The 12,523-nt window shown below is 38.7% G+C and carries 14 protein-coding genes; 4 read left to right on the plus strand and 10 right to left on the minus strand.

Annotation, left to right across the window (positions count from 1 at the left end):
• The first annotated feature begins 2 nt into the window (after positions 1-2).
• Complete coding sequence (locus AY601_RS22090) at positions 3-218, plus strand: hypothetical protein (protein ID WP_157288060.1); 216 nt, start codon at positions 3-5, stop codon at positions 216-218.
• A 69-nt stretch (positions 219-287) separates the two neighbouring features.
• Here the strand turns inward: AY601_RS22090 and AY601_RS22095 are convergent, their stop codons facing one another.
• From AY601_RS22095 to AY601_RS22130, 9 genes are all read right to left on the minus strand, one after another.
• Entirely contained in the window at positions 288-1,160 is an 873-nt protein-coding gene (locus AY601_RS22095) for a pirin family protein (RefSeq protein WP_068405206.1), read from the minus strand.
• Between the two features lie 49 nt (positions 1,161-1,209).
• Complete coding sequence (locus AY601_RS22100; protein WP_068405209.1) at positions 1,210-1,740, minus strand: YceI family protein; 531 nt, start codon at positions 1,738-1,740, stop codon at positions 1,210-1,212.
• Positions 1,741-1,826: 86 nt separating this feature from the next.
• Complete coding sequence (locus tag AY601_RS22105) at positions 1,827-2,414, minus strand: Crp/Fnr family transcriptional regulator (RefSeq protein ID WP_068405211.1); 588 nt, start codon at positions 2,412-2,414, stop codon at positions 1,827-1,829.
• A 17-nt stretch (positions 2,415-2,431) separates the two neighbouring features.
• Positions 2,432-2,590 (minus strand): FeoB-associated Cys-rich membrane protein, encoded by a 159-nt coding sequence (locus tag AY601_RS25815; protein WP_157288062.1) that lies wholly within the window; start codon positions 2,588-2,590, stop codon positions 2,432-2,434.
• Positions 2,591-2,640: 50 nt separating this feature from the next.
• The gene (locus AY601_RS22110; protein ID WP_068405214.1) at positions 2,641-3,834 is read right to left on the minus strand and encodes a hypothetical protein; all 1,194 of its coding nucleotides are present in this window, start codon (positions 3,832-3,834) and stop codon (positions 2,641-2,643) included.
• A gap of 1 nt (position 3,835) precedes the next feature.
• Entirely contained in the window at positions 3,836-4,666 is an 831-nt protein-coding gene (locus tag AY601_RS22115) for a type 1 glutamine amidotransferase (protein ID WP_068405216.1), read from the minus strand.
• Positions 4,663-5,769: a carboxylate-amine ligase gene (locus tag AY601_RS22120; protein WP_068405220.1), complete on the minus strand. Its 1,107-nt coding sequence runs from the start codon at positions 5,767-5,769 to the stop codon at positions 4,663-4,665. Before AY601_RS22120 ends, AY601_RS22115 begins: the two co-directional genes overlap by 4 nt.
• Before the next feature lie 21 nt (positions 5,770-5,790).
• Positions 5,791-7,005, minus strand: coding sequence for an ATP-grasp domain-containing protein (locus AY601_RS22125; protein WP_084359391.1), 1,215 nt, complete (start codon positions 7,003-7,005; stop codon positions 5,791-5,793).
• Positions 7,006-7,066: 61 nt separating this feature from the next.
• Positions 7,067-7,771, minus strand: a complete 705-nt coding sequence (locus AY601_RS22130; protein ID WP_068405222.1) for an esterase family protein — start codon at positions 7,769-7,771, stop codon at positions 7,067-7,069.
• Positions 7,772-7,998: 227 nt separating this feature from the next.
• Between AY601_RS22130 and AY601_RS22135 the strand changes: the two genes are divergently transcribed.
• The gene (locus AY601_RS22135; protein ID WP_068405224.1) at positions 7,999-8,820 is read left to right on the plus strand and encodes an alpha/beta hydrolase; all 822 of its coding nucleotides are present in this window, start codon (positions 7,999-8,001) and stop codon (positions 8,818-8,820) included.
• Between the two features lie 61 nt (positions 8,821-8,881).
• Here the strand turns inward: AY601_RS22135 and AY601_RS22140 are convergent, their stop codons facing one another.
• Entirely contained in the window at positions 8,882-9,553 is a 672-nt protein-coding gene (locus AY601_RS22140) for an oxidoreductase (protein ID WP_068405226.1), read from the minus strand.
• A gap of 279 nt (positions 9,554-9,832) precedes the next feature.
• Here AY601_RS22140 and typA point away from each other — a divergent pair, with 279 nt between their 5' ends.
• Positions 9,833-11,635 (plus strand): translational GTPase TypA, encoded by a 1,803-nt coding sequence (gene typA / locus AY601_RS22145; protein ID WP_068405228.1) that lies wholly within the window; start codon positions 9,833-9,835, stop codon positions 11,633-11,635.
• A gap of 171 nt (positions 11,636-11,806) precedes the next feature.
• A complete protein-coding gene (locus tag AY601_RS22150; protein WP_068405230.1) occupies positions 11,807-12,523 on the plus strand; it encodes a 3-ketoacyl-ACP reductase in 717 nt (238 codons plus the stop codon).

Here is a 12,523-nt window from a genome sequence, read left to right on the forward strand (position 1 = left end):
TTATGAAAAATTCATTCCAATGTTTACTCATAGCAGGAATAACAGCCATTTCTATTTCATCCTGTACCATGGGTGATAAAGGAAGCGAGAAAGTTCCTGATTCAGTAAAAATAGATACTAGTATTAAGTCTTCTTCACAGCCAGCGCAGCAAAAGAGTTCTGATACCACATTAATTGATAGTTTGCAAACAGATCACTCGAAGCCTGTTAAGAAATAAATGAGAAAGCCGCTGAATCATACGACTCAGCGGCTTTCTGGTTTTTATACCGGTTTGGTTCCTTAAATATTAATCTTCCAGGTAACCAAACTTACCTTCGTTATAATCGCTTATTGCTAATTTTATTTCTGCCTGATTGTTCATTAAGAATGGCCCGTATTGTGCAATTGGTTCATAGATAGGTTCACCACTTAAAATCAGAATGATACTATTTTCTGAAGCCTTAGCATGGATTTCCTCTCCATCATTCTTAAAATATACAAATTCATTTCCGGCTGCTTTTTCTCCATTGATGGTCAGGTTTCCCTCTATGATCAATATACCAGTATTAAAATCAGCTGGAAAATGGAATACAGCTTCTCCGCCAGCATTTAAATGCACATTGTATACATTCATTTTGCTGAAAGTAGTTGCAGCTCCTATAACGTCCATATACTGGCCTGCGATAACCTCTACTTTTCCTGCATCTTCTGGTAAAAGGTATCTTCCGATAGTATCATTTTGAATCTCCTGATACTTAGGTTTACTCATTTTATCCTTAGCAGGCAAGTTTACCCACAGCTGAACCATCTGGAAAAGCCCGCCTTTCCTGCTGAATTCCTTTTCATGATATTCTTTATGGAGAATACCGCTTGCAGCTGTCATCCACTGTACATCACCAGGGTAAATAATCCCACTGTTTCCGGCGCTGTCATGATGCGCAATTGCCCCATGGTAAGCAATCGTCACTGTTTCAAAACCACGGTGTGGATGCACTCCAACGCCGCGTAACTGATTCGTTGGCGGAAGCTCCATTTTATCATTAAAATCGAGCATATAGAAAGGGCTCATTTTAATTTTATAGCCTCCCGGGAAAAAGTTACTCACTTTAAACCCATCACCGACCATATGTGGTGTTGGTGCAGCTAAAACAGCCGAAACAGATTTTATAGTGGTTTCCATAAGAAATCTTTTTGTTAGAAGTAATCAACCAGGTTAAAGAGTAAACTGACTAGGCTTGTTTTGCGAATTGCAGTTCACCTAAGATTTTAACTTCTTCACCTAACATGACACCACCAGTTTCTAATGCAGCATTGTAAGTCAGACCGAAATCAGTTCTGTTTATTTTTCCTTTGATAGTAAAACCAGCTTTAGTATTACCCCATGGGTCTTGTGCAGTTCCACCAAATTCAACAGCTAAAGTAACTGGTTTAGTTACATCTTTGATAGTCAGGTCACCTTTCAATTGATAATCGTCACCATCTTTAGTGAATGAAGTCGAAACAAATGATACAGAAGGGAAATCTGCAGCATTAAAGAAATCACCACCTATTAAATGACTATCTCTGTCTTTATTACCTGTATCGATAGAATTTACACCTGCTTTGAAAGAAACAACTGAATGTTCGAAATCGTCATTATCGGTATCTAATTCTGCAGAAAACTCATTGAAACTACCAGTTACGGTAGAGATCATCAAATGTTTTACTTTAAATTGAAGTTCACTGTGTGTTGGATCTAATACCCATTTAGTAGTTGCCATAATCTTTAGTTTTAATATTGGTTTTTATTATAACACAAATCTAAAGCTAATGTTGAGCGTGGGTGTTGATGTATGATAAGAAATAGTTAAACTTTGAAATGTTTGTGTGCGAGGTCTTTACGTACTCTGCTTAAAGATTCTGGTGTAATACCAAGGTAAGAGGCAATCATCCATTGTGGTACACGGAGCGTCAGGTTAGGATATAATTTGATAAAATCAAGATATCTTTCTTCAGCAGTTGCACTTAATAACATATTGATCCTTTTTTGCATAAAGCGGATCGAATTGTTCAGCATGGTATAGTTAAGGTCAGCAAAACAAGGGATGTTTTTTGCTGCATCATCAAAATAGTTTTTAGGAATCTGCAATACTGTAGTACGTTCTACAGCATCAATATAGAAATCGGAAGGTTCATTGAAAAGGCTGTTCCTTTCAGACATCCACCAGTTTTCAGGAGCAAACTGAATAATGTTGACCTTTGCTTTGCTGTCAATGGAATAGCAGCGTAACAGTCCTTCAGTCACAAAATAACCCTTGGAATTGATTTCACCGGGCGCAACAAGCACCTGGTTTTTTTCAATTACTTTGACTTTAATGTCTCTTGAAATCAGTTCAAACTGCTCGTCAGTAACTGTAATCCTTTTTTGCAGATAATCTTTAAGCTGTTGGAACATATTGATATAGATGAAAACTATTTATTTTTAGTTTCAATATTAGAAAAATCTACACCACATTTGCAATTAGATGCGCATCCACCACTTTTTGGGGATACGGCGCGATAAATGATACGGCCTATATAGCATAAGGCTGCAACAAATAAAAGTCCTGCTAAAATAGCTTGAATATCCATAATACAATTATAATCAATTGATCTATTCAGGGAGTCTGTTAAATGTAAATTTACTGGGCCATTAGGCCTACAGTGCCGCCTACCCAGTCAAAATCGGCATTATACCGTACCCCGATCATCTTCCCTCTGCTTAAACGGGCCAGGTTAATACACAATTGAGGCTCTTCTCCATCCGGCCAGATATAGAGTAATCTGAGCTCTGCTTTAACCAGGCCATCTGGCGATTGAACAACAGGTTCATAATTCACTTTTCTTTGTAAAATCCAGTTCTCAGGATCAGTTATTGCGTCAATATCAGCCTTGCTAACTTCTATAATCACACCCATTCCTGCAAATGAAAACAAAGGTTTGAGTACGTAATTCTCCAAATCGGAAGGTATTACTTCAATAGTATTTAAAAACCGGGTTTCAGGTACAAATTCATTCTTTAAAAAGGGCATGGTGAATTTGCTGATCCGGTAAAACCAGTTAGGATGTGTGATCCATTCGATGTCCAGTTCATCTCTCGGGTCAAAACTGAGCTTAAATAATTCCTGTTGTGTACTTACTTCGTCAAAAATCAGGCGGTTATAAATCCTTCTTAACCTGATTTTCTTGCCCTGCTCTATATAAAATAGCTGATTGCCTTCTTTAAAAATATCCGTTAAGCTTAGAATCCGTATCCCTAAATGTTTGGCGGTGACAAAGAAATCAATCGCTGTTTTCTGATTTAGAGCGTCGATATCCATTAAAGCAACTTCTTCGGGGGCAAAAGGGCCTAGTATCACCTTTTTCAATAAAGCGATATAGCTTTGCTGATCTATCCCATGGAAAAAAGGACTGAAATCTGCGAGTTCATCCAACTCAAAAGTCTCTTTATAAACATCAGCTAAATGTGCCTGAAAACCAAATAAAGAAGGGAATCCCTGCATTTCTATCAGTCTGGGTACTAAACGGCCCTCTTCATCTTTACAAATGGCAAAATCGAATGCTAAAAAATGAGGATGATCATTTTCATTGGGAACAATCCATTCTTTAGGAATTGCATTGTCGGTAAGCGCTTTGAAATCAGGTTGTTTGATTAACTTGATGATTTCTTCGCCCGCTTCGATCAGCTGATTTTTTAAATCCTCAGGGATGAATACAGGCGTTTCGGCAAATCTGATTGTTATTGGGGGATAATCTTCGCCAAGTACACGTAAAAACTGAACGTACTTGTCTTTGGTAAAGTTCCGGTTAAAATATTCCCTATAAGTACGGACCATATCAGGCTTCTTTAAGAAATTGAATAGCTTCAGTTAAAAAATTGGGTAATATAGTTTGCTGAGTTAGCAGAATCCTATCCGGATTATCCAGACTTTCCAGCATATCAAGATATTTCTCTTCCCCATGTGCAGCAATAATGGTGTTTTTTTTCTCTTCTTCTAGTAAGTATAATCTCATGCCTTCCGGATCTGCTTCGGGATGAAACTGGGTTCCGACAAACTCTTTAGAGAAACGAATGGACATAATACAGCGTTCCAGATCAACATGTGGCCGTTCTTTTTCCAGGGCTAAAACCTCAGCTCCTGTTTCGTTGAAAGTTTCATCTTCTGCATCCACGACCTGCCAGTCTCTGCTATCAATTGTATAAAATGGATTAATGAGGCCGGCATAGATAATATCATTTTCTCCTTGTGCTGTTAAAGTGACAGGGAAAATCCCGAAAGCGTTAGATTTCCGTTCTGTAACCAGGCCTAAGCCATATTTTCGGCAGGCCATCTGGAAAGAGTGACAAATTAAGAAAGTATATTTTTTATCTTCGTGTGTTTGATTATAAGCCTCTAAATCATCCAGCAAGGTGAAAAACGAGTTTTCCCATGCCTGACCTTCGCCCTCATACGGACTGCCCGGGCCACCACTTGAAATATAAATATCAAACTCCGTTCCCGGAATTTCATCTTTTACCCTCAGATCGAACACTTGAACCGATAAATTCAGCGCATGCTCTTCTTTGTAAGTAGATACAATATTCAGAATACCTCTCAGTCCCTGGTTAGGAAACCCGTTATTCATATCTATGACCGCAACTTTAATTTCTTTTAGCTGTTCTGTCATCCGTGTGCCCCGATTAAAGTTTGTGAAGTAATGTAATCTACAACAGATTCAAAGCTGCCTGTTTGTGAATAAATTGCCAGTTGTCTATCGGCGCCTGTGCCATTTTCAAGGATCTTGTGGATATAATCAAGATCCGCTCTGCATCCGAGTTCATCTACAACATCGTCTACAAAATCTAATAGTTCCAGTACAAGATTGCGGCAATTGATCTCCATTTCTTTACCGAAGTCAATTAAGTTCCCATCAATTCCATAACGGGCTGCCCGCCATTTATTCTCATTGATCAGCGCTCTTGAATAATTGATAAAACTCATGTTTTGCAGGCGAAGCTTATACAATTTAGCGCAAAGAGCCTGAAACAAAGCTACAAAAGCCATCGTTTCGTCGATCAGCATTGGACAGTCGCAGATCCTGAACTCAATAGTTTCAAAGAATGGATGTACACGGATATCCCACCAGATCTTTTTGGCATTATCAATACTGTTTGTTTTGATCAGTAGCTTAACATAGTTATCATAATCTTCAATGCTATTGAATACATCGGGGATGCCAGTTCTTGGAAACTTATCAAATATTTTTGTTCTGTATGATTTATACCCGGTGTTTCTGCCTTCCCAAAAAGGTGAATTTGTAGATAAAGCAAATACATGGGGCAGGAAATAACGGACCTGGTTAGCAATGTGAATGGCCAGCTCCCGCGACTGGAAGCCTACATGAACGTGCAAACCAAAAATCAGGTTAGAGCGTGCAGCCTCCTGAAGCTCATTGACAATTTCGCTATATCTTGGGTGTTCAGTAATCAGTTGTTTTTCCCAATGTGAAAATGGGTGAGTTCCTGATGCACCAATACGTAAACCCTGTTCGCCTGCAAGTACCGATACCGTATGGCGCAACTGTGATATTTCCAGACGTGCTTGTTCAGTATTTTTGCAAATACCAGTTCCAACTTCCACAACTGCCTGGTGCATCTCTGCCTTTACCTGGTCTTTATGGATTTTTTGCGCAGCTTCCACTATTTTCTGATCATGAGAGGTTAGCTCACGCGTAACCGGGTCAATGACCATATATTCTTCTTCTACACCGAGCGTAAATTCATTCATCATCTTGGAACCTCCTTATTGAATCTATTTTTTCTTTGCTGCCGCTGTTTTATCAGTTGCTGTCGTTTTTGCTTTTTTAGCAGGTTCAGTAATTTTTACTGCTGCTTTAGGTTTTGCTGAAGTTTCAGGTTTAGTCTTTACTGAAGTTTCAGGTTTAATCTTCGCTGAACTCTCCGGTTTAGTTTTTGCTGAAGCCTGAGGCTTGGTCTTCACTGAACTTTCTGCCTTAGGTTTCGCTGGACTTACCGCTTCAGCCGGAATTGCTTTTGCCGGCTTACCAACACCAGTTAATGGTTTTCCAGCAATAGCAGACTTCAAATATTCGCCCCAAGTTAAGTTATCCTGTCCATCAATCTGCGTTTCTGCTCTTTCTATTGCATATTTTGCCGAATATTCTACCACCCAGTCAAAATTTTCCTGACCTACACTTTTAATATCTGCATCAGGTGCGGGGTTGCAGAAATCAATGGCATAAGGGATTCCATCACGCACTGCAAACTCAACCGTATTAAAATCATAGCCTAAATACTGGTTCAATTTAATCACATAATCATGGATCGTCTTGAGCAGCTTTTCATTAGCAGATTTTTCCTCTACAGCATACCTTAAATGCGCAGGATTACGCGGTTCATACTGCATGATACGGACATATTTTCCTCCAATACAATAACACCTGAAATATTCGTCAAACTCAATTTCTTCCTGCAGCATCATGACGTGCTGATGCGTCTGGCTGTGTTTATCGAAAAATTCTTCTTTATTATTTAGCTTATAAACTTCTTTCCAGCCGCCACCGTCAAAAGGTTTCATATAAGCCGGAAAACCAGTATATTCAAAAATATTATCCCAGTCAAAAGGAAAAGCCAGGTTGCTGAAAGAATTTTCATTCGTATCATCCGGTCTGGCATGAGAGGGGATCAGCGCAGTTTTAGGAACAGGGATCCCTAGTTTGACAGCCAGTGCATTGTTGAAAAACTTTTCATCGGCACTCCACCAAAAAGGGTTATTAATTACTGCTGTTCCTGTAATTGCTGCATTTTTTAAAGATGCCCTGTAAAATGGAACATCCTGAGAAATCCGGTCAATGATTACGGCATAATCCAACGGTTCAGCCTGGAATATTTTATCGATATTGACAAATTCCGCCTGGAAATCTTTGCCTCCTAATTCATTTACACGTTTCACGAAGGCTTCAGGAAATGATCGTTCCTGTCCGAATAAGATGCCTATTTTCTTCATAGATTTTTAAAATTAGGGAGTTGCTTTTTATACTGTTTTATATTCTTTTTTATCATGTTGTTTATATTCTGGCTAAATAATCCGGGAACATTTGTCGCCATATTGGCCAGTCATGATCCGCATCAGGTCTGATATCCAGCCAGTGGTTGATGTTTTTCTGATGAAGAATTCCTGATAAACGTTCGTTAAAGGGTTTACAAATATCCCGGTCTGCTGTGCCCAATATAATATTCATATTCCATAGGTCAGGATCCTGATCACGGGGAAGAAAGTCAACCGGGTTATTATAATAAATATCAATGTTATAATAACCATCTGTTTGTGGAGTAATATCAAACGTTCCGCTCATGCTGAACATATGACTCACTAAAGCAGGGTGTTTGAATGCAAAATTCGCCGCATGATAGCCGCCAAAACTGCATCCGGCTGCAACTACTTTTTGATAACCGGTTTCGTGGACTGCCATTGGAAAAAGTTCTTCAACCAGCATTTTATCGTACCAGGAATGGTTGTGTGCACGGCCTGCCGGAGAGATATCTTTATTATACCAACTCAGTGCATCAATACTATCGGGGCAATATATTTTAATTTTTCCTTCCTCGATCAGGTGTTGTACTGAAGCAATCAGGCCGAAATCTTTTGTTTCATAATAACGGCCTTTACTTGTAGGGAAAAGCAATACCGGCTGCCCGCTATGGCCATACATCAGGAGTTCTATATCGCCACATAAATTTGGGCTGTACCATTTCTTATATTCTTCTTTCACGGCTTTCCCTATTAGTATACTGAAGATATGTAAAACTCATTCAAACCCAAAAGGTTTAATAAATTTATTCTTAATCTCTTATCAATTTATTTAATCTGTATAAGTTTAGATATAAAAAGCATCAACTGATTGGTATTAGCTTGGTTTCTGTATCGAAAAAATAGATAATTATTTCTGGAGATTGTTAAATTTGCAGGGAATTTGTGAGAAAGGGAATTCGTTGAATTATGTATACTACAAAATCAGTTCTTGGGTTAACCCCCGTTGTCCGCCAATTAGAGTCCACCCATTTACAGCGTATAGTGGAAATAGAATTATTCTATCCTTCTGGATTGCTGGGAAATGAAAAGTTGAATTTATTGTTGTTAAACGATGGACAGGATGCTGCAGGACTGAATCTGCAGGAGACTCTAAGCAGTTTATACGAAGATCAGAAAATCGAACCCGTTGTTGTTGCTGCAATTAAAGCTTCTGAAGACCGGCTTCAGGAATATGGCGTTGCCGGCGCTGTTGATTTTGCCTCAAGGGGCAGCAAGGCTGATGCGTATTCCAAATTTATCACCCTTGAATTAATGCCTTACCTTGAAAAAGAGATTGGAATGCCTTTTTTGGGCAAACGTGCATTTGTCGGATGTTCATTAGGCGGGTTAACAGCTTTTGATATTGTCTGGAAAAACGATGCTTTCTTTGACCTGGCCGGAGTTTTTTCTGGTTCTTTCTGGTGGAGAAAAAAAGATCTTAAGGACGGATATACGGATGACGACCGGATTATGCACCAGGTAATCAGAGAAACCGAAGGAAAACCTTTGGTGAAATTCTGGTTAATGACCGGAACAGCAGATGAAACCGCTGACCGTAACCGTAATTTTATCATTGACTCTATTGATGATACAATTGATATTATCAAAGAATTAACTAAAAAAGGATACAAAAGACAAGAAGATATTTTCTACTATGAAATGGTAGGAGGGAAGCATAACGTAGCCACCTGGTCTAAAGCACTCCCCTCATTTTTATGCTGGGCATTTCCAAGAAAAACGTTTTTGTAAAGCAGCTTAAAGTTTTTTACAATAGCTGTTATTGATCTTTCTGGTCTGGGGTATAAAGTTTTTAAAGCACATCGCTTAAAGCCTGAATCTGATCAGAAGGATGTGTAAATATCCCCTTCTGGTCATTTAAAGACTGTGCAACCATTACTTTTGCCACTGCACCCACTTTAATACTCCTGTACTTTCTCCATTTACCCACCAAAAGCGGGTTGATAATGTGCATTAGTTTGTTCATCATACTTTCCCCAAAGCGTTTTTGTGACCTTTCTCCATCCAGTAAAGAAGGGCGGTAGATATGAATACTCTTGAAAGGAATCGCTTTCAGATCGCGTTCTACTTCCCCTTTTGTTCTGTTATAAAAAAAAGAAGAGGTTTCATCTGCACCCATAGCAGAGACTAAATGATAACTTTCTGCACCATTTGTAAGTGCTATCCTGGCGATGTCCAATGGGTACTGATAATCTATCTGGCGATACTGTTGCTGATCCGGAGTCTGGCTTTTGGTTGTGCCAAGGCAGCAGAAGACTGCATTTCCTTTAATGTCTGCCGCATACGCACTAAGCTGGTCAAAATCTATCACCAGTTGATTTAACTTAGGATGTTGTATTGTTAATTTTTTGCGGACCAGTACCAGCACCTCCGTATAATGTACATCATTTAATAAGTCCTGTAATAAACTCCGGCCTATAGATCCGCTTGCACCAACCAGTATTGCTTTCCTATGTTCTGTCATAAACGTTATCTTTAAGCTTATTATTAACTCTTTTTCAGCTTATCATTTCTGCATAGCTGCTCAATCTTTAAAGATCACTTTTTCTGTTAAAAAACAGGCGTTATCAATTTTTTTCTTTGTGGATCAGACGGTTTTGTTACACAATCATCTTGGAATAAGATGAAAAGGAAATTGATGTCCGGATTGCTTTTTATACGAAATATATTGACATAGTCCTAGGTAATAGGCTGATATATCAATTATTTACGTTATCTTTGCGCCAAAATTTAGGCGCATTTTATGCAAAAAATAAGAAACATAGCTATTATAGCACACGTTGACCACGGTAAAACTACATTGGTTGATAAGATTTTACACACTTGTTCTATTTTTCGTGACAACGAGCAAACAGGTGACTTAATACTTGACAATAACGACCTGGAAAGAGAACGTGGTATTACGATCGTTTCCAAAAACGTTTCAGTAATGTATAAAGATATTAAAATTAATATCATTGATACACCTGGTCACGCCGATTTCGGTGGTGAAGTTGAACGTGTATTAAAAATGGCTGATGGTGTATTGTTGTTATGCGATGCGTTTGAAGGTGCAATGCCTCAAACTCGTTTCGTAACTCAAAAAGCTTTGGCTTTAGGTTTGAAGCCTATTGTTGTTGTAAATAAAGTAGATAAAGAAAACTGTCGTCCTGAAGAGGTTTATGAGCAGATCTTCGAATTGTTCTTTAACCTTGAAGCTACAGAAGATCAGTTGGATTTCCCTGTAATCTACGGTTCATCTAAACAAGGATGGATGAGTACTGATTACACTAAACCAACTACAGATATTTTCCCTTTATTAGATGCAGTTGTTGCTAACATTCCAGCTCCACCACTAATTGAAGGAACTTTACAAATGCAGATCACTTCGTTAGATTATTCATCTTTCGTAGGCCGTATCGCAGTTGGACGTGTTCACCGCGGATCAATTAAAGAAAACCAACCGGTTACTTTAATCAAACGTGATGGTAAAATGGTAAAATCAAGAGTAAAAGAATTATATACTTTCGAAGGATTAGGTAAAGTTCGTACTACTGAAGTATTTTCAGGTGATATTTGCGCAGTTGTAGGTATTGATGGATTTGACATCGGTGATACTATTGCTGATTTTGAAGCTCCTGAGCAATTACCAGTTATCAAAATTGATGAGCCGACTATGAACATGTTGTTCACAATCAACAACTCACCATTTTTCGGTAAAGAAGGTAAATTTGTTACTTCTCAACGTATCAAAGAACGTTTGTACAAAGAGATGGAGAAAAATCTTGCCTTGAAAGTCGTAGAGACTGAATCACCTGATGCTTATTTAGTATACGGTAGAGGTATTCTGCATTTATCAGTATTAATTGAGACTATGCGTCGCGAAGGATACGAAATTCAAGTAGGACAACCACAGGTAATTATCAAAGAAATTGATGGTAAAAAATGTGAGCCAGTTGAAACACTGATCGTTGACGTTCCGGGTGAAGTTGCTGGTAAAGTAATTGAACTGGTTACACAACGTAAAGGTGAACTGTTGATCATGGAGCCAAAAGGTGATTTACAACATTTAGAGTTTGAAATCCCTGCACGTGGTATCATTGGTTTAAGAAATAACGTATTAACTGCTACAGGTGGTGAAGCGATTATGGCTCACCGTTTCAAAGCTTACGAGCCTTGGAAAGGTACTATTCCTGGAAGATTGAATGGTGTATTGGTTTCTATGGAAAAAGGAAGCACAACAGCTTATTCAATTGATAAATTACAGGATCGTGGCCGTTTCTTCGTTGATCCGGGTGTTGATGTTTATGAAGGTCAGATTATGGGTGAGCACATCCGTGATAATGATTTAGTAGTAAACATTGTTAAAGGAAAAGCTTTAACTAACATGCGTGCATCAGGTACAGATGATAGTAACCGTATTGCTCCGGCAATTAAGTTCTCTCTGGAAGAAGCTATGGAATACATCCAGGCTGATGAGTACATTGAAATCACTCCATTAAGCATGCGTTTACGTAAAATTCACTTAACTGAAGCTGAACGTAAAATCAAAGGTAAAAATTTCTAATACCTCATAACTAACTATGGATCCCGTAAGCTTGTGCTTGCGGGATTTTTTGTTTTCAAACTTTCCCGGATTATCTATTGTATAGATAAAAGCTATCGTTGTTCAATTGTGAAATAGGGAAGGGATAATTTTTGCAAAGTTTCTTAGTTTTGTAGTTCAACAATTGATATCATGGAATCACTAAAAGGAAAAAATGCACTGATTACAGGTGCTGGTAAAGGAATTGGCCGTGCTTTGGCGATTGCCCTTGCACAAGAGGGGGTAAATGTGGGACTAATTGCCAGAACAGAAGCTGACTTGGAAAGTGTGGCAAAAGAACTAAAAGCTTTTAATGTCCATGCCGCCATCGCAACGGCAGATGTTGCTTCTATAGACTCAGTAAATGCTGCTGTGGCGAAAATAAAAACTGAGCTAGGTGTGATAGATGTGCTGATCAATAATGCAGGGATCAGTTCTTTTGGTTCTTTCATGGAGTTAGAGCCAGCAAGATGGGAAGAGATTGTAAAGGTCAATTTATTCGGTGCTTATTACGTAACCCGTGCCGTACTTCCTGAAATGATAGACCGCAGAACTGGGGATATTGTAAATATTTCTTCTACAGCAGGTCAGCGCGGCGCTGCTGTGACCAGTGCTTACAGTGCTTCTAAATTTGCATTAATTGGTCTTTCTGAATCTTTAATGCAAGAAGTCCGTAAACATAATATCCGTGTAACGACATTAACACCAAGTACAGTCGCAACAGATATGGCTAAAGATCTTAATCTTACTGACGGAAACCCCGATAAAGTGATGCAACCAGAAGACCTTGCAGAATTAGTGGTAAGTCAATTGAAATTAAACCGCAGGGTTTTTGTGAAAGAAGCAGGACTTTGGTCTACAAATCCATAA

It is taken from the genome of Pedobacter cryoconitis (genome assembly GCF_001590605.1).
Classification (GTDB): domain Bacteria; phylum Bacteroidota; class Bacteroidia; order Sphingobacteriales; family Sphingobacteriaceae; genus Pedobacter; species Pedobacter cryoconitis_A.